16 protein-coding genes are annotated in these 24,772 nt (G+C 34.7%); 2 read left to right on the top strand and 14 right to left on the bottom strand.

The genetic code is table 11. The annotated features are described in order from the left end of the window. Positions 1 to 20 precede the first annotated feature (20 nt). From IL45_RS01470 to IL45_RS01435, 8 genes are all read right to left on the bottom strand, one after another. Positions 21 to 3,509: a sulfatase-like hydrolase/transferase gene (locus IL45_RS01470; RefSeq protein WP_235183309.1), complete on the bottom strand. Its 3,489-nt coding sequence runs from the start codon at positions 3,507 to 3,509 to the stop codon at positions 21 to 23. 601 nt (positions 3,510 to 4,110) lie between these two features. Beyond that, on the bottom strand, positions 4,111 to 4,881 hold the full coding sequence (locus IL45_RS01465; protein WP_036579422.1) for a hypothetical protein: 771 nt from the start codon (positions 4,879 to 4,881) through the stop codon (positions 4,111 to 4,113). Positions 4,882 to 4,893: 12 nt separating this feature from the next. Next, positions 4,894 to 6,468 carry a RagB/SusD family nutrient uptake outer membrane protein gene (locus IL45_RS01460; RefSeq protein ID WP_160165377.1) on the bottom strand — a complete coding sequence of 525 codons (1,575 nt, stop codon included), beginning with the start codon at positions 6,466 to 6,468 and terminating at the stop codon, positions 4,894 to 4,896. Between the two features lie 30 nt (positions 6,469 to 6,498). Next, positions 6,499 to 9,600 (bottom strand): SusC/RagA family TonB-linked outer membrane protein, encoded by a 3,102-nt coding sequence (locus IL45_RS01455; RefSeq protein ID WP_160165376.1) that lies wholly within the window; start codon positions 9,598 to 9,600, stop codon positions 6,499 to 6,501. 283 nt (positions 9,601 to 9,883) lie between these two features. Then, positions 9,884 to 11,311 carry a D-xylose transporter XylE gene (xylE, locus tag IL45_RS01450; protein WP_036579412.1) on the bottom strand — a complete coding sequence of 476 codons (1,428 nt, stop codon included), beginning with the start codon at positions 11,309 to 11,311 and terminating at the stop codon, positions 9,884 to 9,886. A gap of 26 nt (positions 11,312 to 11,337) precedes the next feature. Then, on the bottom strand, positions 11,338 to 12,663 hold the full coding sequence (gene xylA / locus IL45_RS01445; RefSeq protein WP_036579408.1) for a xylose isomerase: 1,326 nt from the start codon (positions 12,661 to 12,663) through the stop codon (positions 11,338 to 11,340). 149 nt (positions 12,664 to 12,812) lie between these two features. Next, positions 12,813 to 14,297, bottom strand: coding sequence for a xylulokinase (locus IL45_RS01440; RefSeq protein ID WP_036579406.1), 1,485 nt, complete (start codon positions 14,295 to 14,297; stop codon positions 12,813 to 12,815). Between the two features lie 25 nt (positions 14,298 to 14,322). Next, positions 14,323 to 17,307 carry a glycoside hydrolase family 2 protein gene (locus IL45_RS01435; protein ID WP_051788602.1) on the bottom strand — a complete coding sequence of 995 codons (2,985 nt, stop codon included), beginning with the start codon at positions 17,305 to 17,307 and terminating at the stop codon, positions 14,323 to 14,325. A 378-nt stretch (positions 17,308 to 17,685) separates the two neighbouring features. On the opposite strand from IL45_RS01435, the gene IL45_RS01430 reads away from it, so the two are divergent. Next, the gene (locus IL45_RS01430; protein ID WP_036579403.1) at positions 17,686 to 18,657 is read left to right on the top strand and encodes a Gfo/Idh/MocA family protein; all 972 of its coding nucleotides are present in this window, start codon (positions 17,686 to 17,688) and stop codon (positions 18,655 to 18,657) included. Between the two features lie 47 nt (positions 18,658 to 18,704). Further along, positions 18,705 to 19,595: an aldose 1-epimerase gene (locus IL45_RS01425; protein ID WP_036579400.1), complete on the top strand. Its 891-nt coding sequence runs from the start codon at positions 18,705 to 18,707 to the stop codon at positions 19,593 to 19,595. Positions 19,596 to 19,680: 85 nt separating this feature from the next. Here IL45_RS01425 and IL45_RS01420 read toward each other — a convergent pair whose 3' ends face one another. The 6 genes from IL45_RS01420 to IL45_RS01395 form a co-directional block, all read right to left on the bottom strand. Further along, entirely contained in the window at positions 19,681 to 20,985 is a 1,305-nt protein-coding gene (locus tag IL45_RS01420; protein ID WP_200875659.1) for a TRAP transporter large permease, read from the bottom strand. Positions 20,986 to 20,987: 2 nt separating this feature from the next. Beyond that, complete coding sequence (locus IL45_RS01415) at positions 20,988 to 21,479, bottom strand: TRAP transporter small permease (protein ID WP_036579399.1); 492 nt, start codon at positions 21,477 to 21,479, stop codon at positions 20,988 to 20,990. Then, the gene (locus tag IL45_RS01410; protein ID WP_106200929.1) at positions 21,479 to 22,438 is read right to left on the bottom strand and encodes a TRAP transporter substrate-binding protein; all 960 of its coding nucleotides are present in this window, start codon (positions 22,436 to 22,438) and stop codon (positions 21,479 to 21,481) included. Before IL45_RS01410 ends, IL45_RS01415 begins: the two co-directional genes overlap by 1 nt. Positions 22,439 to 22,469: 31 nt before the next feature. Next, complete coding sequence (locus tag IL45_RS01405; RefSeq protein ID WP_235183308.1) at positions 22,470 to 23,660, bottom strand: DUF4861 family protein; 1,191 nt, start codon at positions 23,658 to 23,660, stop codon at positions 22,470 to 22,472. Then, positions 23,650 to 24,438: a gluconate 5-dehydrogenase gene (locus tag IL45_RS01400; protein WP_036579393.1), complete on the bottom strand. Its 789-nt coding sequence runs from the start codon at positions 24,436 to 24,438 to the stop codon at positions 23,650 to 23,652. The genes IL45_RS01405 and IL45_RS01400 overlap by 11 nt, the downstream gene beginning before the upstream one ends. Before the next feature lie 6 nt (positions 24,439 to 24,444). Continuing rightward, on the bottom strand, positions 24,445 to 24,772 hold a 328-nt coding region (locus IL45_RS01395), incomplete at its 5' end, for a 5-deoxy-glucuronate isomerase (protein WP_036579391.1).

Here is a 24,772-nt window from a genome sequence, read left to right as displayed (position 1 = left end):
AACAGATAGATGTTTTTTGCTTAAAAGGAATTTATTTTAAGTTGAATAACGTGCTTTCCAGGAGCTAGTCTAATGTAATCAAAAGCAGACGGCACTTTCTCCCCATTATGAATTAAGTCCTTTCCATCTAAATCATTTAATGAGAACTCAGCCACCATATTACCAGGTATTTCGATTTCATAAGTTTGTAATCTTTTACCGTTATAGGTATATTTTGCTTTGATAGTACCTCTTACAGTAGGTACTTCTATCTCGCTATTTTTTAATATACTCATTTGAGGTTTAATGGTAGCAACACCAAATCCTGCGGTTTGAGGTTTAATTCCCCATAAGCCTCTAGGGATTACATTAGCTGGTGCAGCGCCCCATGCATGATTCCAATCTAAATTAACTTTATACTCATAATCCCAAGCCTCTAAACTAATTGTTGAGCCTACACGGATCATATTGTACCAACTTCTTTTAGCTTTACTAGCCAGCAATTCTAGTGCATAATCTTCTTCTCCTGCATTGTACAAGCCATCCATTAAAAATTGTGCCCCATAAACGCTACATGCCATTCCTCTGGATTTCACAAATTCTACTACAGATTCATAGTGTTCTTCTGGAACAAGTCCAAATGCTAGAGGCATCATATTTGCGTGTAGAGAGGCATGATCTGTACCTATTCCATCTACATAAATACCACGTTCTTTGTCAAACATTTGTTCATTAACTGCCTTTTTTGCCTTTGCTGCTCTATATTCAAAATCTAAAGCTTCTTCTGTCTTACCTAGTATGGTTGCAAACTCAGTCATAATTTTCATATTCTCATAAAAGAATGAATTAATAACCGTGCTATATGGTCTAAATACAAAACCATCACGTTCACCTTTAGTTTTACTTCCTGCAAAATTCTTGGACGGCCAGTCTACAATATCTGTTAATGGCTTTTTATAACCAGGCTTAAAACCTAGTTTATACATAAATTCTTCAGTAACCTTGGTAGAGGTAATTAAGCCATCTTCATTAGAAAGTTCATACAGCGTTTTATGCTTTAACCGCTCATAATAACGCTCAATTAACTCTGTATTTCCTGTATACATGTAATCTGCATAAATCAAAAGCGCAACGTGCTGTTGCCATTCTGTAGGCCATGTAGGATGCTCCATAAAATACTCAATGGTGCGTCTAGCCATCGCAAACTCTCTGTCGGTGGTATAGTGGCTTAATTGATTTAGATAAGCGTCTGCTTCATAGGGAATACGCTCTCTATCTCCATCTACATACAATCCATTAAAAGTTGTTGCTTTAATAGAGTATTTAGAAAAATCCCATACTTGATTTAGAATATCATTATTACTTTTAAAACTACTTGCATGATCATCCCAAAAACTGGTATGTCTTAACTGTTCAAAATCTGCTGCTTTTAAAGCTCCTTTTGCTCCTTCAACTTCAGCATATCTAAAAGGTTGTAGCACTGGAAATCCTTCTGGTAAAGGAATCGCTTTACTAGGTCCTTTCATACGTTTGTCTGGAACTGGATTAATTTCGATTTGGTATTTCGTTTTCCCAGGCTTTACATCTATCGTAATTTGTTGATAGCGTATATTACTTTTTGCAGGTGGAGTTCTATTTACATTCCCATTATCATCTACCATTTCTCCTATTCTAAAGGTAAGCGTGTGAGGATCTTGAGCTACATAATTAAAATCTATCGTTGCAAATGCTGCCTTACCAAAATCCATAAAGTAAAAATCACCTCTGTTTTCAAAAAGTACTGGCTTTACTCTATCAACCTCATATTTATTTTCTGTTGAAATGATATAATCATCTGGTTTTCCGGTAGTAAACTTTTGTGCTTCAGAATAATCAACTAAACGATTTTCTTGTTCCCAGATTCTAACTTTCCAGTAATATGTTTTCCCTATTTGTAAAGGGTTTCCAGCATATTCCACATCTGTAGATTTTGCAGAGGCTACTCGCCCACTATCCCATACATCGCCATTATTATTATCAATATCAGTTTTATTTGAAGCCACTAATATCTGGTAAGCTCCTTGAAACTTAGAACCTAATGGAACAGTCCACCCAAACTCTGGCTTAAGATCAAAAATTTTTACATCTGAAGCTGGTTCTCTTATTAACTCTACTGTTAGATCCGTTGGCGCTGCTCTATACTCGTTACTGTTTTTCTTTATTAATTCGTCTAGTTTCTTACGAAGTTTATCTGCAACAGCTTTGTATTTTTTCTTTCCTATTAAATTTTTAGTTTCTTTAGGGTCTTTCTTTAAATTGTAAAGTTCCTCAATGGATTTGTCGTTTACATATCTAAAAAACTTCCATTCTTCTGTACGTACACCTTCACTAGGAGCAATATTTTCAAAATCCCAAATATGCTCAATAAGTACAGTATCTCTAGCAATGGTATTGGTTTCCTGTTGCACGATAGGTAATAAACTTTTCCCTTGCCATGACTCTGGTGCTCTTAATCCTGCTAAATCAACAATAGTCTGAGGAACATCTATATTGAGAACCATTTCATTTATATCCTGATGCTTATCTACTCTTGGATCAAAAACAATTAATGGTACACGTATAGAGTTATCATACATTAACCATTTACCTGCCATCTGACGTTCTCCTAGGAAATAACCGTTATCTCCCATAACGATGATAACCGTATTCTTATCTAGACCATTAGCCTTAAGTTTTTCTCTAATTTTTTTAATTTCTAAGTCTACACCAGAAATCATTCTATAATATCCTTTTACACTGTGCTGATATTTCTCTGGAGTATCGTATCTCCATGTCCATCGCAATCTATTAAAGCCTTTTTTTACAATTTCTGGTTGCGCATCAAAATATTTATCATCATCTAACTCTGGATCAGGCATTTTTGTACTCGCTAACATATCGTCCATTTCAGACTGCCAGAAGTACTGATCCTCTGCAGGATCATGAGCATGTGGCGCACTAAAACTTAATGATAAACAGAACGGTTTATCATTAGAAGCATTATTATCGATAAAATCTAAGGCTTTCTGTCCGGTGTAACGTGTTAAATGCACCGTGTCGTTGTCTATGGTTTTATAATAATATCCTCTTCTATCCTTGAACCTATTATTTCTATCATAGGATTCGTATTCATCAAATTGCTTATCTAGATCGTTATAACGCACTCCATATTTACCATAAAACCCAGTGTAATACCCATTATCCTTTAACAATCTAGGATATGAGTTCTCCATGTATTCTTCTCGTACATTACCCGTTTGAAAATTAAAATTGTGCGCTCGCTCGTGTAAACCTGTTAAAATACTAGCTCTACTTGCAGCACAAATAGGTGTAGTAACTATAGCTGTTTTAAAATAAGTCCCAGCTTGTGCTAAACCATCCATTTCTGGAGTTTCAACATATTTATTACCAGCATAACCTATAGCGTCAAAACGCTGGTCATCAGTAAGTATAAAAATAATATTAGGCTTTTCTCCAACGGTATCATCTTGTGCTATTGCAGTATGTGACACATAAAACAAACAAAATATTACTAGGAAATAAAACGGTTTACACATATGTCAGAGGAATTAATTATTAGATAAACTTAAACAAGAACTGCCAAAACTCTTAATTAATAAAAATAAAAATATATGTCACAAGCTCTATCCTGTTCTATCCTGAGGATTACTTCTATAAAAACACAAAAATCTGAGATGAAAGCAGTTAAAAATATGGCATAAGAATAAAACTCAATATCAAAATTGAAGGGAACATTTTTAGAATCTGAAATTAAATCGTTTCCATGTTAGATGTAAGCTCCTAGTAACATTAAATATTATATAATTTTCTACATCCAAAATACAGATCTTCCTAATGTTTTATTTTTTAAAAGTTCATTTTGAAAGACAATTTAGTATTTATAATGCTTTCGCGAAAGCGGAGAATTTACCATCAGTGAGTATCGCAAATTACTAGTAAATTGTGGAGTTCTTCATTTGTGATATTATAACACCAATTGGAAGATTATGATTATCAAGAATAGAGATATTCACAAAAAAATCCCTTCACTACATCATGTGTAGTAAAAGGATTTTATCCTAATCATCGTATTGGCTAAATCTTAATCCATCATTAATAAGGCTGATTTCTTACTGGATCAGCTATAATATGACCTAAACCATTATTGAAAACATAATTGTGATTTCTGACATTTTCTGTCCAACCACCTGTTCTTGCTGATGCTGGCATAGGTGAACCACTACCATTAATCTGTACGTCCCAATCATCATCTCTTTTGTACGAGATGGTTCCGTCAACGCCAGGAATCAAAGTCTGGAATGTATACCAAGCCTGAGTTACAGCTAGGGTGGGAACTTGGTCAACATAATCCATTGTAATGTGATAATTTAACAAGGTTCTTAGTTTTTCTAACTCTTCAGGTGTATCAACTCTTTCCATAACTTCATCTGGAGTTAAAAGTACTGTCACTTCATTACCATCTGCATCTAGAACAGGATTTCCAGCATTATCTAAAACGGTTTCACGTGTTGCTGCACTACCAGTAACAATTTGTATAACATCTCCATTTCCTACAAAAGCATTATTATTAAGAAGTAAATATGTTCTTAACGTATCTGCTGTTTGATTGAATTCATCTACCATTCCCGCTTTTCTTATTGCCGCCTCCATATAATTGAAGTGCTCAGGATTGTAGTTATCATCTTCAGTCACTGGAGTGGTAAATTGCTGAAGAAATTCATATGCTGTAATTTCTCCAAATGGCTCTTCAAAGACAGCACTGCTTTGGAAATCATAATTGTCTTGTAATTCCAATTCGCATGAACTAAAAAGTATAGTAGCGAAAAGTAGAACTGTAATCTTAATTTTAACAACTGTTTTCATTTTTTACTTTTTTTAATAACCTGAATTTTGATTTAATTGTGGATTCTCAATAAGGTGCTCAAAAAAGATAGGCCACTTTAGTCGATCTTGAGTTAACGGCACGGTCACACCTCTAGCTTGAAGAATAGGTGTCATTGTTTGAATAGCTTTATCATTCCTTAATAAATCCCACCATCTTTTTGCTTCACCGTATAATTCTAACTGACGTTCTACTAAAATATAATCCAATCTTTCATCTGGTGTTGCTCCAAACTCCGCCAGTGTCACTTGAGGTAATTGTCTAGCAGTTCTAAGTTGATTAATAATCCCTAAGGGTGTAGCAGCATCAGTTGGATTTAATTCATGCTCAATTTCAGCTAATAATAATAGCATATCAGCATAACGATATACAACCACGTCAGTGATATCTTCATTTGATGGAAAAACAGAATCTCCCCATTTACCAGTTTTGGCTTGACCAATCGAGATTGAACCTAATCCATCATAACCACCTTGACGTGAATAAAAATATCTCCAATCTCCATAATTAAATCTTTGCACCTCAACTGTACCGCCCATACCATCTGGTTCAATTACGGTTCTTGTTAGAGCTGGGTCTGTAGATGGATATTTTGTTTCCCAATCTACAGAATCAGTTGGGAATCTGTTGATCCATTTATTTTCAATTTCCTCAGACATCAAAAATTGTGGAACTCCACCACGGAATAGTTGAGCAATTGCAGATCTATTAAGATTTCCTGATCCGGCTTCTTCATCTACACTGTACCTGATGGACATTATTAATTCTGAACCTTCTTGAATTTTTCCGTCCAAGGCGTCATCAGTAGCTGCATCTCCATTACTATTAAAGAAAAGTTCTCTCCATTCTAACGGTGTAGTCACTAAACTGTGACTTCCTAAATTCATTAAATTTTGAATTGCAATTTTCGCATTCGGGTAATCACCAGCGTAAACATAAACCTCAGCTTGTAATGCATAAATACTAGATTTAGAAAATCTAAAATCGTCTGAAGGTATTTGCATCAAATCTTGAGCTAGTATCATATCTGGGATTATCACATCGTTCAGAATGGTGGCAGCATTAGTGGCTGGTTTTGCCGTTTCTGATATTACCTCAACAGGCTCAATAAACAATGGAACATCACCCCACACACGAATCGCATCAAAATAACATTTAGCACGCATGGCTAATGCTTCAGCTAATAAGTTTTCATCAAAACTAGGGACATCTGGAGCATTTTTAATAACATTATTTGCACGACTAATTGTTCGGTAAAGATCTTGCCAGCGCGCTGCGCTATTACCTTCCGTGATTGCATTATCTGCTATCTCTTGGTTATTAGCGTTCACGTTACTTGAAGGAGCATGATTATCTGCTCTAAATTCTCCCCAAAAAAAGTATTGATCCCTATAAAAGGATTGCATTCCATCATACCCAGAGATTACCGCTGCTAATAAATCATCATTATTGGCATAAAAATTATTTTCTCCAATTTCACTGATAGGGTCTTCGTCCACTAAGTCTTCACATGAGGCAAAAAGGAATAAGATAATTCCTGTATATGCAAAAGTTTTAAACAGTTTCATTTTATTTAATTTTAACATAATGTTCATCTTTTATAAGTTAACCCTTAATCCCAATATAACTTCTCTATCATTAGGATATCTTAAATCATCCAATCCAGGTGTTAACGCACTACCTCTATTTCCAAGTTCAGGATTATAGCCGTTGTAATTAGTCCAAGTTAATACATTATTAATAGCTAAATTAACTGAAGCCCCTTGAACAAAAGGTAATTTAGATAATAACTTTTCATTGAATTTATATTCGAAACGTATGTAACGCCACTTAATAAAGCTTCCGTCAGTAACAAAGAAACTATTAGGTCTCAATCTATTTTGAGGAACCCTATCAAGTCTAGGATAGACAGTATCGTCTCCAGGTTGAGTCCACGCACCATAAATACGCTCTGGGCCTGGACTTTCTGAACCAGCAGCAAAGTCATTTCTCAATTCATCCCACCTACTATAGATATCAACATTTAATGTATAGTCAAAAAGCACACTTACCGTAAAGTTTTTATACCTGAAATCATTAGAGAAACCTCCATAAGTGGTACCTAAACCATTTCCTAGTATTTTCCTATCATCTGCGGTTATTAAAAAATCTCCATTAATGTCGTTCCAAATAATATCTCCTCCTTGAAGAGTTCTACCTGATAATCTAATCTGATTAACATTACCGGTGTAAAGCTCACCATTTAAAGTATAATTTTCAAAATTACCGTCCTGATCAAAATTTGGTGTTAATCTCGTACCGTTGTCAGCATAAGCATTAGATTCATCATATTGATAAACTCCCAGATTATCATAACCAAAAATACTACCGATTGATTCACCTTCTCTTATAACATAACTAGAATTAGGACCAGCAAAAAACTCAGTTCCGTTTGCTAAACTTGTCACTTTATTTTGTAAGTATCCTATATTGAAATTACTAGTCCAAGTAAAATCTTCTGTATCGATGATATCACCTGTAATATTAAAATCGACACCACGATTATCTACGGCTCCAGCATTCCTAATTATTCCTGTAAACCCTGATTCTTCTGGCAATGGTGTTGTAGCCAATAGATCCGTAGTGGTTTTTTGCCAAAAATCTAAATTAAGCTGAAGTCTATTTTTAAAAAGCCCTAAATCAACACCTAAATTTATAGACTCTGTTTGTTCCCATGATAATTCAGGGTTACCAAGTCTAGTAGGTGCAATTCCAGATATTCCAGCATATGCAGATCCAGGCTCAAGAACACCTGTAAACAAATAGTTACCTATTCTTTCGTTACCTACAATACCCCAACTAGCTTTGAACAGTAAGTTATTTACTACTCTGCTATCTTCGAGAAACTTTTCTTTACTGGCTCTCCACCCAAGTGTAGCTGATGGAAAATAACCGAACTTATTCTGTGCTCCAAATCTTGACGAACCGTCACGTCTAATAGTTGCGCCTAGAAGATACTTATTCTTATAATCATAATTAAAACCACCAAATAAGGAATATAGATTATGTCTTTGATTAGAATTATTATCACCTGTAATTGTTCCCGGATTAGCATTATTCAACGTTTCAATGTACCCATTAGCAAACTCTCTAGATCTAAAATCAGTATTTTCAATGACATATCTTTGAAATTGCATACCAGCAAATGCTCCGAAACTATGATCGTTCCATTTGTTATTATAATTCATAAAGTTTTCCTGCTGAATATCGTAAGTTAAATCTTGACGTACACGACCTTGATCAAATCCAGTTTCAAACCTGTTAGCTATTAACCTAGTATCAAAATCATCGCGCTTTCTATATCTAAAATTGATTCCCAAGGTAGATTTAAAGGTTAGCTTTGGAAGGATTTCATATTGCGCGTAATTAAAAGTTTGTATCCTCCAATCTCTATCATCCCTCTTCTGAAGGTTTGCGAAGGCAAGTGGGTTTTTACGACCACCGATGGTGGGTGTAAAGCTCCCATCAGGATTTCTCAAAGGTAGATAAGGTAATCTTTCAACTAAATGGGTGAAAATACCACCCTCAGTTAGTCCTTCTTTATCTTGATGCGTGATCGTATTTCTAGTACCAAATTTAAATTTCTTGGTAGGTGAAAAATCTAGCCTTAATTGCGTATTGATTCTTTTAAATCCACTATTAATTACAATTCCATCTTCTCTTAAAAATCCAGTATTCCAATAATATTTAACTTTTTCAGTTCCACCGCTAAACGCGACATTTGTTTGACTTCTAACAGCTGTTCTAGTAAGTAAGTCCTGTAAATCAAAATCATTTCTTCTAAGTAAACTTAGACTATCCCTTTCTAATCTTGTTAAGTTGTCTGGATTTCCAGATCTTAATCTTTCTAGGAGAAAACGTTCCTCAGTATTTACCACGCGTAAATCACCTACAAGACTATTAAAACCAGTAATATTTGTAACATCAATTCGTGTTTTACCGGTTTTCCCACCTTTGGTAGTGATTATAACTACACCATTAGCCGCTTTAGAACCATAAATAGCAGCAGTAGCTCCATCTTTTAAAACTTCTAAAGATGCAATATCTCCAGGATCTAAATTATCAATATTATCAAGTTGCTGACCATCTACAACGTAAAGCGGTGAGGTACCACTACCAAATGTAGAAACCCCTCTTACACGAATATCGAAACCCTGACCGGGACCATTGTTATTTAAAATTTGTACACCTGCTACTCTACCTTGAACAGCATCAAAAGCCTGGACAGGTGTAGCCTTTTCAATTTCTTTGGCTTTAACCGTTGACACTGCACCTAGAACTTTCTCTCTATCCACAGCCTGATATCCTATGATAACGACAGTATCAAGACTTTCGAGTTCTTCAACTAATGTAATATTTATTGAAGTTTCCAATCCTACTAATATTTCTTTAGTTTCATATCCTACGAATGAAAATATTAAAACAGGCTCTCCAGAAGACACCATGTTTATGGAATAATTCCCATCAATATCAGTAGTCGTACCTACACTAGTACCTTTTTGAAAAACATTTACGGCAAGAAGTGGCTCTCCATCCTCACCAATAATTTTACCAGTAATCGTGTTTTGTGCATGTAGAGCTGTAGTGAAACTGGAAAACATTATTGCCATAAACAATGAGAGCATCGATAAAGGCAACCGTACTTTAAAAATTTGTTTCATCTGTAGTTTAATTTTAGTTAAATTAGAGTTGTTAAGAAAAATTGATAAATCAAGATCAATCATACATTAAATAATTCTTAACAATTTTATAAATAATATCAGGTAACGGTATCCTGTACTATACTGCCACTACCACGTTTTCGTAAGATACCTACAGCATCATATAGTTGCTATATAGATAGCACTTCACCCCTTTATTCAATAGGCACAGGTAATCGAAGAAGTATATGCTAAATTCTAAATTCAATTAAATAAAAAATCAAAACTAAATGTAATTACACTTTTAGCCATTCTTTTTATCCCATAGTAACCCCATATCTTCCAATGTGATGCCTTTAGTTTCCGGAACCAATTTCCAGATAAAAATCATGGCTAACAATGACATAATCCCATAAATCCAGTATGCAAAGCCATGATTGAATTGTTCGGTTAAGTATGTATTATCATCCATCATTGGGAAGGTTAATGACACCAAGTAATTAGATATCCATTGTGCTGCGACCGCTATAGCCATCGCTTTACCTCTAATTTTATTAGGAAATATTTCTGAAAGCATCACCCAAGTTATAGGTCCCCAACTCATGGCAAAACTCGCTACATACAACATCATACATGCGAGTGCTACATAGCCGGTTGCGCCACCATAAAAAACAAACCCTAACAAGAACATCGCTACAGCCATACCTAGAGCACCGATTATCATTAATGGCCTCCTTCCATATTTATCTACTGTTCTAATCGCTATTATTGTAAAAAGGAAGTTCACAACACCAACTACAATTGTAAGTAATAAAGCCCCATCTGTATTTGGGTCTATTTTCTTGAAAATTTCTGGTGCATAGTATAAGACGACATTAATACCCACAAATTGTTGTAAAATTGAAAGCGTAACACCAATAAGAATCACGAACCATCCAAAAGACAAGAGTTTCCCAGAGGTTTGAACTACCGAGCCTTTTATTTCTTCTAATATAATGTTTCCTTCTTTTTCTCCATTCACTTTTACAAGAACATCAAGAGCTTCATCCTGTTTATTCCTCAAGATTAAAGATCGTGGTGTGTCTGGCACAACAAATAAAAGCCCTAAAAACAAACCAGCTGGTATAACTTCTGAAGCAAACATCCATCTCCATCCAACCTCGTTCAACCATCCATCAGAACCTCCACCTTTAGAGATAAAATAGTTCACAAAATAAACAACCATAAAACCTCCTACAATAGCTAATTGGTTAAAAGACACCAACTTCCCTCTGCTTTTTGCCGGAGCAATTTCTGCGATATATAGTGGTGATAGCATGGAGGCTAAACCAACGCCAATACCTCCTAAAATTCTATATACTATAAAGATGGTTGAAAACGTATGATCTAATTCCCCAATAGGTTTAATGAACATTTCGGGCATTGCTGAACCGAGAGCAGAAATCAAGAATAGAATTGCAGCTAATATGAGACCTTTTTTTCTTCCTAGCTTTTTACTTACAAGACCACCAAAAAAACCACCAATTATACAGCCAATTAGTGCACTGGAAACTAAAAAGCCTTTAAATGCATTTGCCTCATTTTCTGATAGGCCCTTAGGAATTACAAAGAAGCTCTCTAAAGAACCTACTGTTCCCGAGATCACTCCTGTATCATACCCAAATAACAAACCACCCAAAGTTGCTACTAATGTAAGTTTTAAAAGGTATCCTGATTTTGCAGATGTTGCCATGGTTAGTTAAATTAATTAGTAAGCGTTTAGATATGTTGATTAATAATATTTTCAAATAGTTCTTGCTTACCACTTTTAAGCTGAAGTTCACCATTTTCCTGTGCAATCTTGTATAAATCCTGTAATGCTAATTTGCCATTTTCAAAATCTTTCCCTTTACCTGAATCGAATGAAGCATAGCGCTCTTTTCTTAGTTTTTCATAAGGTGAAGATGTGATGATTTTATCTGCTGTGAGTAAGGCTCTAGCAAATGTATCTGCTCCACCTATGTGTGCATGGAACACATCTTCTATATCAGTTGAATTTCTTCTAATTTTTGCATCAAAATTTATTCCTCCACCTTGCAAGCCTCCAGCCTTAAGAAATAGCAACATAGCTTCTGTTGTCTCTTGTATATTGTTAGGAAATTGATCTGTGTCCCAGCCGTTTTGGTAATCTCCTCTATTAGCATCTATGCTTCCCAACATTCCTGCTTTAGCTGCTACGGCTAATTCATGCTGCATGGTATGTTGTGCCAGCGTAGCATGGTTCACCTCAATATTCATTTTGAAATCTTTATCTAGACCATATTCTTTTAAAAAGCCTATTGCTGTTGCACAATCAAAATCATACTGATGTTTCATAGGTTCCATAGGTTTAGGCTCTATAAAGAACGTTCCCTTAAAACCTTGAGAACGTGCGTAATCTCTTGCCATTGCTAGGAATTGTCCCATGTGATCTAATTCACGTCCCATGTCTGTATTTAACAAAGACATGTAACCTTCTCTTCCTCCCCAAAAAACGTAATTTTCTCCATCTAATTTAATGGTAGCGTCTAAGGCTAATTTAATCTGTCCACCTGCTCTTGCAACCACATCAAAATCTGGATTTGTAGATGCGCCATTCATATATCGAGGATTAGAAAAACAGTTTGCCGTTCCCCAAAGTAATTTGATACCCGACTGAGCTTGTTTCTCTTTTATATAATCTGTAATGGTAGCTAATCTTTCTTCAGACTCTGCAAATGTTGCGCCTTCCTGAATTAAATCATAATCGTGAAAACAGAAATAATCAAATCCCATTTTACTAATGAATTCAAAAGCAGCATCTGCTTTATCTTTTGCGGCTTGTACAGGATCTGACGATTGATCCCAAGCAAAATTTTGTGTGCCAGGACCAAACGGATCACTACCTTGACCACAGAATGTATGCCAGTAGGCTATGGCAAATTTAAAATGCTCGCGCATGGTTTTACCTGCAATAACTTGCTCTGGATTATAGTATTTAAAAGCCAAAGGATTATCTGAGGTTTTACCTTCATACTTAATTTGATCTATATCTTTGTAGTATTCTCTATTTCCTATTATCGCCATTATAAGTTTATTTAATTTTGTTTTTTATATAATCGTATTTTTATGATAACACTGCATTTGCGTTAGGGATTGCAGTGAAAATCCTTTTTACAAGGAACGAATAAAAAGATTGAAACGGAAAGCCCGACCTTTTAGGTAACGCTCAAAAACTATTTATTCAAAGTTAATTTCAATTCTTTTTTCCAATTTTTATATGCATCTTCATAAGGTATCTTATCTATTAGTGGTTTAAATGTCATTACAAAATCATTATTCATAATCACTTTACCGAACGCTTCAAAGTCACCTTTGTGCAAATGCGCTGCACGAGCTGCACCAATAGCACCTGTGGTATTGTAAATTTCAATATCCTGACCTATTAAAGTAGCTACAGTTTTTGTAAATATTTCTGAACGGAATAAGTTGTCGTTACCAGCACGGATAACACTAGGTTCTATACCATCTGATTTCAGAATTTCCATACCATATACAAAAGAGAATGCAATACCTTCTAAAGCAGCTCTACAGAGATGTCCTTTATGATGGTTATTTAAATTTATGTTTACTATATGGGTTCCTATGCTTTTATTATTAAGCATACGTTCTGCACCATTTCCAAAGGGAATAATACATAAACCGTCTGAGCCTACAGGAATTTGCGAAGACAAGTTATTCATTTCTTCATAAGAATCAACTGATAGGTTATTTAATAACCATCGATATTGAATTCCTGCTCCATTAATATTTAATAATTTACCTATTGTTTTATTTCCGGCTGAATAATTAACATGTGCAAAATTATTGACTCGCGTGCTTTCTTTTCCAGATAAACTTTTTGTAACCGCGTAAAAGACGCCAGATGTTCCACCTGTGGCAGCAACTTCTCCTGGATTAAATACATTTAAAGAAAGTGCATTATTAGGTTGATCACCAGCTCTATATAAGATAGGTGTTCCTGCTGCCAGTCCGCTTTCTGCTTCTCCTTTTTCATCTACTAAAGATTGAACGCCAAATGTTTCAACAATTTCAGGAACTAGTTCTTTATTGAAACCATAATATTCTAATAGAAAATCGGCTATACTATTGTTTTTAAAATCCCAAAAGATACCTTCTGATAATCCAGAAATAGCTGTGTTTATGGTATTTGAAAACCTATAGGCTATATAATCGCCAGGCAACATGAATTTATATGTTTTCTCATAAATATCTGGCTCATTTTCCTGTACCCATTTTAATTTAGATGCAGTGAAGTTTGCTGGAGAGTTTAATAGATGAGATGAACATTTCTCATTGCCAATTTCATCAAAGGCTTTATTTCCTATATCAACAGCTCTACTATCACACCAAATGATGCTTTTGCGTAATGGGTTACCTGCTTTATCGATTAAAACAAGGCCATGCATCTGATAAGATATGCCGATACCTTTTATTTGCGTCCTATTGATGTTGTGTTCTTTTTTAAGTCGTTTAATTGCTGTACAGATATGTTGCCACCAATCATTCGGGTTTTGTTCTGCCCAACCATTTTTTTGAGCATACATACCCATTTCTTCTTTTGGTTCTTGTACAACTCCTAAACTCTTTCCTGATTCAACTTCTACTAAAGCCGCTTTTATGGATGAACTCCCTATATCTAATCCTAAGTAATAATTCATTTATCGACTAACCCTTAATATTATTTTAATTGTTTCTCTTTTTAGCAACTACAGTATACATTCTGCTCTCATCTGGTGCATCGTCATCACTATTACCTGCCATAACAATACTCTCACCTTTAACTGATTTTCTATAAAAAATAGACATCTTTACTTTTCCCACAGTGATATCATCTCCAGTATCCTTAAAATCCTCTAAAAGAAATTCTGGTCGTGGCACTGTGTCATCGTGAAACACATAAATATCCATATTTGCGCCTGCTATGAATTGTAATAAATCGCGCGCCCAATACCTGTTATCCGAATTTGGTGTTCTAATATATTCTGCACCTCTCAAATACTTTGGCACAACAGTATAGTTCTCCTCCATATCGGTATATGCCTTTTTTCCCCAATGCATATTGGTACGAAGCATAGCTTTACCATCACCAGTATAACTAAACTTTGTAAACAACTTACTTTTATTCGTTTTACCTGGAATGTACTCAGGAATTTCAGGTGTATGCACAGGCATAGGCTCTTCAGTCAATACATCTTCAAATACCTGAGGTAAAACCGTTGTTAATCCGTTTTTAATTTCTACAGGATTAGAAGTTAACTCTATACTAGCGGAAGGCAAGCCCTTTTGAGTAGCGATAATTGAAACGGTTCCTGCTTCTAAAATCGAACGCACTGCAACTCGATTGATACCTGCTTCAATATCTAAATACAGGTTATTTGTTGAATGCTCTTTACCACTATTATAGCCACCACGCCAAATTGCTGGCCCTGAAATAGTAAAATCTACACGTCCTGTGGCTAATGGACATCTTCTACCTTTGGCATCAACCACTTCGACATCAATAAGTGCAATATCAGAACCATCAGCTTGCCAACCTTTTGGACCTGTAATTGGTGTTAATTTTAAAGCCACAGGTTGTCCTGCTGTTGACTTAGTTTGAGTAACTTTAACCTCGTTATTGATAATACCTTCTGCCTTAATTTCTCCGGCTGTCCAATCAACACTTTTAAATGTATAGAGGTATCCACTTTCTGGTGTTTTATTTTCAGATATCAATTTATCGTTGATGTATAATTTTACACTAGCTGTGTTTGAAACCACGAATATGTCTTTTTTGGTACCTTCTTTATAATTCCAGTGACCAACAATATGGACCTGTGGTTCTGGTCTCCACATGGCTTTAGTAGTATAAAACGCCTCTTTAGGCAAACGTACAGCATCCACTTCTCCACTTGCTCGTGTCGCTTCGGTTTGACCACGACCACCATGAGTTCCATCCGAAAAAACCCAATTAGCTCCACCAACATGATAGGCTTTTTTCCCCATTTTATCCCACCAATGCTCTACTTGCCGAACTGCATACTGTTCTGAAGTAATCTTATACGTGTTTTTTTGAATATTTGGATGGCTAAAGAAATTATCATCTGGTGAATGTTTGTCCCAAATACGTCTTGGTGCTTCTTCTCGCATATATTCACTTTCTACAATAGGTAAATTTGGATATTCTCTTTCCCAACCTTCGGTACCTATTTCAATAGATATATAATCCTCAGAATCCGTTTTTACATCAGCTCTTCTATTTCCCATTAAACGCTTTCCGCTTGGGTCATAAGTATTAATGATTTCCAGAATCTCTTCATAATGTGCTGCACTTTCAGCCCAATTACCGCCTTCCCATATAAAAATTGAAGGGTGATTTCTATAATAGACAATCATATCTCTAAAGGCAGCAATACGAATGTCCCAAGTTTCACCTTCATCTTCAGACTCTCCACTAACTCCTGGCATTAAGGTTACAAAACCATATTTATCTCCCATGTCAATTTCAGCTGGTGAACCTGCACAGTGTCCCCAACGAATAAAATTACCACCTGCTTCATCCATTAATTGAAACGTATGGTCGCGCAACCAATCTGGCAATGCAGCACCTAAGCCAGCCCAAGTATTCGTTGGCTTTTGTCCCCATCCATGTAGCTTAGCATATTCACCATTATTAGAAAATCCAGTATCCTTATTAAACTCGAAACTACGAATCCCTAATGGTGTTTCATAAGCATCCACTATTTCATCACCTTCTTTTAAAAGTGTCAAAACTTTATACATATAAGGGTGACGTGTGTACCAACGTTTTGGATTTGTAAGACTTGTATGGGTTGAAAATGTGAATTTTTCACCAACAGCAAATGTTTTTTCTGAAGTTGACGTTTGGACCACCATTCCATCTTCATCTATAATTTGAGCTTCTAAGGTTATCGTTTTTTCAGTATCAGAATCATTTTTAACTTCCGCATTCACAAAAATATCTGCGTTTTTATCACTTATATTTTCAGCATACACATACGTTCCTACAGTTTTCAAATTATCATATAATGGTAATGTTATATGTAAAGGGTCCATGGTATGTAAAAATACATTTCTGTATATGCCACCATGTGTAGGATGCCAGTGCTCATGATTCCATACTAACGGAAAGTTGTCTCTAAAATGGTCACCTCTATCATTGTTAACTTTTACTGCAATAATATTGTCTTCAGAACCGAAATTGATATAAGGTGTTAAGTCAAACCCAAAAGGAATAAACCCAGTTTGGTTTTGCCCAATATGTTTTCCATTAATGTAGACATCTGCTATTTGCCTTACGGATTCAAATTCAATAAATACTTTTTTTCCTTTATCAGAATCTGGTAGTTTAAAATGCTTACGATACCAAACGGTTCCTCTCCACTGATTTTCTTCTCCATTATGATGGCCTAGACTATAATCATCAAATGAGTCTACATCATTAAATGTATGTGGACAGCTTACAGTTGTCCAAGATCCATCATTATAGTCTACTATTTGTGCATTTTCTGGATTCTCCTGTATAAATTTCCAATCTAGATTAAAATTATACTTTGTTCTGTTTCCTTGAGGCAAATCACCATCATTGTATGATATCGATCTTTTAGATTCACATCCTAAAAACAGAAGTGAAAAAACTATGCAATTAATAAAATATTGAATCTTCATCTAAGAGTAATTTTTGAATCCATAAAGTCGCAAATGTAAATCTGTAACTATAGTTACAAGATTATAAAATCGCATCACAACTTATGTCCTGCACTATACTGCCTTTTAAGATCAAATCAATTATTTAAGAGTAAATTCACTTTTAACCTTTTCTCATATATTCATAAAGTTAATCAGTAAAGCACAGGACGGATTAATTAAAATTAATAAGTTAATTTATCGGTTGAACAGCCTTTTATCAAAGCTCAATAATCAAAATCTCATACGAGCATAGTCTAACATTTGGAAAAAATGAGTTTTCGAAAAACAAAATACACATACAAAAATCATGAATAATAATATTTTCACATTGCATAAATTACTTTCAACTTAAATAATATGAAAGCTGTAAACTGGGGAATTATAGGGTGTGGTCACGTTACTGAAATAAAAAGCGGCCCAGCTTTTAACAAAATAAAAGGTTCAAAACTGGTCGCAGTCATGCGCAGAGATGCCGAGAAGGCCAAAGATTATGCAAAGAGACATCGAGTTCCTTTATGGTATACCGATGCTAACGAATTACTAAATAACGATTCTATAAACGCCATTTATATTGCTACTCCGCCATCTAGCCATTTAGAATATGCTTTAAAAGCCTTAAAGTGTAACAAAAATGTCTATATAGAAAAACCAATGGCACTTAATTCTATAGAAGCACTACAAATTATTGAAGCTCTTCAAACAAGTACGGCTAAGTTAACTGTCGCACATTACAGAAGACAGTTACCCATGTTTTTAAACCTGAAAAAGCTTTTAGTTGATGACGTCATAGGAGAGATTCGTTGTGTAGACATACAATTATTACAGTATCCAAAAACAAATATTATAGCGAACACTGAAGATAACTGGCGTGTTAATAGAAAGATCTCTGGCGGAGGTTTTTTTCATGATTTAGCACCTCATCAATTAGATTTGATTTACTATTTATTAGGTGATTTTAAACACGCACATGGTTTTGCTAGGAATCAGAGTAAGACCTATGATATCGACGATGTAGTAAATGGTATCATTGAACTTAAAAATGGGATTCAATGCAGAGGTTTGTGGGCTTTTAATGTAAACAAAATCTCAATAAAAGATGAATTAAAAATATATGGAAGCTCAGGTGAGATTACACTTTCTATTTTTGGGAATCAAATAGAAATCAATACAAGCGATTTCTTAGAAGTTTTGAAATTTAAACATCCTGAAAATATTCAATATCCTATGATTGAAGCAACAGTAGAATATTTTCTTGGTAAACGAGACAATCCATGTTCTGCTCATGAAGGATTAAGAGTTATGGAATTAATGGATATTGTTACTAAGTAAGACAGATATAGCTTAGGAATTTATTTTGTTATAAATATTAAATTAAAATGTATAAAATAGAATATCTCAAGGATCATAAATCACATCAGGTAAAATTGATAAATTCAAGTCAAAAATCCCATGCCGCTATATCTTTAAATCAAGGAGCAAGCTTGAATGAGTTAACGATCAAGGGCAAACCGATAATAAAAGATTTGTTTCCACTTAAGTATGAGGATACCTATGCATCATCAATTTTATTTCCGTTTGCTAATAGAATCAAAGATGGTATCTACACCTTTAATGAAAAGCAATATCAAATAAAAACTAACCATAAAGAGGAAAACAATGCATTGCATGGTTTTGTTTATAATAAAGTGTTTAAAATTGTTAGTAAGAAGATTACGGAATGGGAAGCTTCAATTACACTAGAATACGAAGAATTTGAAAGAAGCAGAGGCTTTCCTTATACTTATAAAATTCAATTGACATACATTCTAAGTGAAAATCGATTACATCTAGATGTGTGCGTAAAAAATACAGATTTCAAAGATTTTCCTTTCACAATAGGCTGGCATCCATATTTTTTGAGTAAGGATTTATACAGTAGTAAGGTGAAATTTAACTGTAATAAAAAAGTAGTTTTAGGCAATCGAATGATTACTACTGGTATTGAAGAGTATCCTGCTAATGAAATATTACAAATTGAAAACAAACAGCTAGATGACTGTTTTATTTTAAACTCTAATAAAATTGAATTTTTGACACCAGAATATAACCTAGAAATCTCCTCAACATCTAAAAACAACTTTTTACAATTGTATACACCGTCTAAAAGAAATACAATAGCAATAGAACCAACTACTGGTATTTCTGATAGCTTCAATAATAAAATAGGACTTGATATTTTAGAATCGGATATGTCTTACTTTATAAAATGGACCATTTTGTTAAATTAGGAATATCAATTCTTAGATAATGATATAGAATTACCATTGGATTCCAAATATGTCAATTAACATTATTTGGTTTAAATAAATCTAACTACAATTCAAATAATTGTGGTAAAAACATAGATATTTCTGGAATAAAACTGATAAGCATCAACACAACGACCATAATAAGTAAGAATGGTAATAGTGGTTTTATCACCTGAGTTACGGAAACTTTTGCAACACCACTTCCTACAAAGAGCAGCGTTCCCACCGGTGGCGTACAAATTCCGATACTTAAATTTAAAACAATTACGATCCCAAAGTGCACAGGATCCATTCCTAAGGCAGTCACAACAGGTAAAAATATTGGTGTGAAAATTAGAACTGCAGGAGTCATATCCATAAATGTTCCAACCAAAAGTAAGATAAGATTAATAGCTAAAAAAAGGGCAAATTTATTATTTAAAGATTCAAGTAAGAATGAACTAATCATTTCAGGAATACCTTCAAAAGAAAACAACCATGACATAGCCATTGATGTACAGATTAAAAACATTACAGTTGCAGTAGTCTTAGCACTAGATAAAAGAACTCCTGAAAAATCTTTAACTTTCATATCACCATACACTAACGATAACACAGCAGCGTATAACACAGCAATTACTGAAGCTTCTGTAGCTGTAAAAACACCTGCGACAATACCACCTACAACAATCACTAATAACAACAAACTAAAAAATGCTTTTCTGAAATACGTCCAAATTTCAAAGAATGTTGCTCGTTTACCTTTTGCATACCTCTTACTAATCGCAATGAACGTGACATAACCCATAATCGCAATCCCTAGTAATATACCAGGAAGATAGCCTGCAATGAATAAAGCCGCTACTGAAGCTGTTCCGCCACTCGCTAAAGCATAAATAATCAATATATTACTAGGAGGAATCAGTAATCCAGTAGTAGAAGCCGTTATATTTACCGATGCACTTAAGGTTCTAGGATAACCTTCTTCTTCCATTCTGTCTGTCATTATACTACCAATGGCAGACGCCGCTGCAAGTGCAGAACCAGAAATTGCACCAAACAACATTGATGCTAAAATATTAACATAAGCTAATCCTCCAGGTAAACTTGAAACCAATGATTTAGCAAAATTTATGAGCCGCGTGGCTATGCCTCCTCGTTTCATAATATCACCAGCAAGAATAAAAAACGGAATTGCTAATAATGCAAAACTATCTATACCTGTAGTCATGCGTTGGGCAATTGTAGTTATAGCAGGTAGCTTATCAATATTCAACAAAAGGCTTAACGTAGTTGCTATTCCTATACTGTATGCTACCGGAACTTTCAATAACAATAGCGCAAAAAAGCTCACAAACAACACGATAATACTTATAACTTCTATACTCATAACTACTTCCTGTTTATGTTGGAATAAATGCTTAAAATATGATATATGGAATAGCACATAATTAAGACACCACTAAATGGCATTATAGCATAAATATATCCAAGTGGAATTCTCAGTGTTCCTGATAATTGTCCTAGATGTAACGTGGTATAAACTAAATTCAAGCCACCGATTACCATCACGATTAGGGCAAATAAAAATATCAGTACTTCAATTAGTACCGCAACTTTTCTTTTATTGTAAGGTGAGAATTTTTGATATAAAAAATCCATTGACAAATGCTCTTTTTTTCCATTTAAATAGGCCGCTCCTAGAATAGTTATCCATATTAATGAAAATCTTGCAAATTCCTCCGTCCATGTAAAAGATTCACCTATAACATATCTTGAGAAAACTTGAAACAGCACGTCCAGAACTAAAAGCGCAAAAATCATAATTATAGTCCATTCAAGGATTTTATTTACTCTATTAAAGATAAGTTCAGATTTAGTCATTAGTCCTTATTTTTAATTTGATTTACCATTGGCGCTAATTCAGGAAATTCCTTGAGAAATTTATCCAAGACAGGTTTTGATTTTTCAGCAAATAAGTTCTTCTCAGGAATGATAATTTCTACTCCAGCTGCTTTTGCTGTTTTCATAGATGCTTCAACAGATTCATTCCAGAATACTTTTTGAGCTTGAGCAGATTCATCAGCCGCTTCTTGAACCCAGTTTTTTTCTTGATCTGATAACTTATCCCAATACTTAGTGCCTATTAATAATACATCTGGTAAAGTTGAATGCTGGTCTAAAGTGTAGTATTTACTAATCTCATAATGATTAGATGAAACAAATGAAGGTGGATTGTTTTCAGCACCATCTACTACTCCTTGTTGAATCGCGGTATATAACTCTCCATAAGATAGCGGTGTAGCAGAACCACCCATGGAGTTGACCATATTAATGGCCATCTGATTATTCATTACTCTTATTTTGAGACCTTTCAAGTCGTCCGGTGTTCTTATAGCCTTGTCACTAGTATAAAAGCTTCTACTACCAGCATCATAATAACACAATCCACGTAACCAAAACTCACTTCCTTTTTCTAAAATAGATTTACCTATTTCACCTTCTAGAACTTCAAATTGATGCTGTTTATCTCTAAACAAATATGGCATCCCAAAAACATTATATTCTGGCACAAAATTAGAAAGTGTTGCAGCACTTACTTTGGTAGCAGCTACAGATCCTATTTGCAGTAATTCTAGCACTTCTCTCTCTGAACCTAATTGTGCATCAGGAAAAATCTTAACTATTAAAGAACCATTTGATTTTTTTTCAAGTGCCTTTTGGAATTCTACGATACCCTTATGTACTGGATGTGATTGAGGTAATGTATGTCCTAAGTACATCACCTTAGTATCTGATGTTTGTTTACAGGAAAAGGTAATTCCTAAAAACAGTATCAACATTAAAAGTAATTTTATTCTATTTAAATTCATATCAATTTGATGATTGTAGGACCGTTACTTGCAATGGATTTTCTAAACATTTAGAAAAAAGAGCCAAGTATTTATTCCAGTCTTCTTTTGATTCAAATTGACCACTTTTTTTCCATCCAAACCCTGCATAGTATTCAATAAAGCCAGAAATGTTTGATTGGACATATAAATTGCTTTCATCCTTTTTATCAGTGAGATAATTATTAAAAGCTGTTATACCTTCTGGGTTAGCCATAACGACACCTTGACCTAATTCAGAGTCATCAAAAGGTTCCCAATAACTCATCCATCCTTCGTCTTTATCGGTACTAACTTCACCATCTTTTTTATGAGATGTTAAACCGACAGAAACCTTATCTGTACCTTTTAATTTAATATAATATCTAGTTAGATTCTGTCCATAATCTAGAGAAATATGCTTTTTTTCACTAATTACATTTCCTTTAGCGTCCCAGTCTTCATAGTCTAAAATAAAACTGGTTCGTATAGGACCTGTAGTAATCGTTTTCCAAGTTGTGAAATTTTTAGACACCGCATAAGAAGAATCTGTTTTTACAGCAATACCACCTACACCACGGCTCACGCCAACATGAAAATTATCTAAACCTTCACCTATATCTTTATGATAAGCACCTTTTTCAATAACACCTCTCTCATACCACTTATTGATAATAGGATATTCCACACGTTTTAACCATGCATCTATACCACTAGTTAAGGTACCGCCTTTGACTCCATCTTCTACCATTTTTTGCGCAACAGGACCAAAGGTTCTAAAAGCGACTCTATTGTTTTCCCACGCATAATCATCAGTGCGTTCTGGTACAAAGCGCGAGTAACAGCGAATCAAGCTAGAATCGATTTCTTTTTTTTCTATCAAATTAATCTTAAATGTAGATTTACCATTAGCGGCAATTTCAGGTTGAAAAAGAAGAACTTTATTTACATCACCGATTGGACTATAATCTACGATTTGAGATATGATAACTTCTTTTGTTTCGACATCTACTACCTCTAGAGAGTTTTCATTTAAATCAACATCTGAAATATCAATCTCAACCGTTTCAAAAGATCTACTGATGTCTAATGGATTACTCACAGTTACCGATATAATCTCTGCAGATTCATCAGCACAGGAAATACATAACAACAAAAGAATTAAAAAGATACTTTTCTGCATTTTAATCTTCATTTGAAGGTTTACCTATAGTCGCTAGTATACCGCCATCAACATACAATATATGACCATTTACAAAATTGCTAGCTTGTGAAGATAAGAATATTGCCGCACCTGCTAGATCATCTGGATCGCCCCATTTTGCTGCTGGTGTACGGTTCACAATAAAATCATTAAAAGGATGACCATCTACTCTAATGGGAGCAGTTTGGGTCGTGGCAAAATATCCTGGACCTATACCATTCACTTGTATGTTATGCTTTGCCCATTCTGTTGCCATATTTTTAGTAAGCATGACCAGTCCACCTTTTGCAGCGGCATAAGCACCTACCGTATTTCTACCTAATTGACTCATCATAGAACATATATTAATAATCTTTCCAGCCTTACGTTCCATCATGCCTTTTACCACATGCTTAGAAACTATAAAAGGACTTACTAAGTCGATATTCACAACTTGTTTGAACTCTTCCACATCCATGTCTGCTAGCGGAACTCTTTTTATGATTCCTGCGTTATTGATAAGAATGTCTATAGGACCAACTTCTCTTTCTATTTGTTGAATGGCGGTTTCAACAGCTGCTTCATTTGATACATCAAATTTGTATCCTACAGCGTTTATTCCAGCTTCTTTATAATGAGCAACGGCATCATCTATTTTTTGCTGAGATGAATTCCCGTTGACTACTATAGTGGCACCAGCAAGTCCTAATCCATGTGCCATAGACATTCCTAGACCATGTGTACTACCAGTAACTAATGCTACTTTACCTTTAATATCAAATAGATTCATAGTCGATTATTTAAGATCTGTGATTTTTGCCACGTCCATATCGTTATAATCTAGATTCTCTCCTGCCATTCCCCAAATAAAGGTATAGTTAGAAGTTCCAGAACCTGAGTGAATAGACCATGGTGGTGATATCACCGCTTGGTGATTATGCATCCATATATGACGTGTTTCTTGTGGTTGCCCCATGAAGTGACATACCGCTTGATCTTGTGGTACATCTAGGTAGAAATAAACTTCCATTCTACGATCGTGCACGTGAGCTGGCATGGTATTCCATACACTTCCTACTTTCAATTCTGTCATTCCCATTTGTAACTGGCAGGTAGTAATAATT

It is taken from the genome of Nonlabens ulvanivorans (genome assembly GCF_000732625.1).
Lineage (GTDB): Bacteria > Bacteroidota > Bacteroidia > Flavobacteriales > Flavobacteriaceae > Nonlabens > Nonlabens ulvanivorans.
Note: the sequence above shows the minus strand (reverse complement) of the source record. Positions and strands in the feature narration are given on the sequence as shown.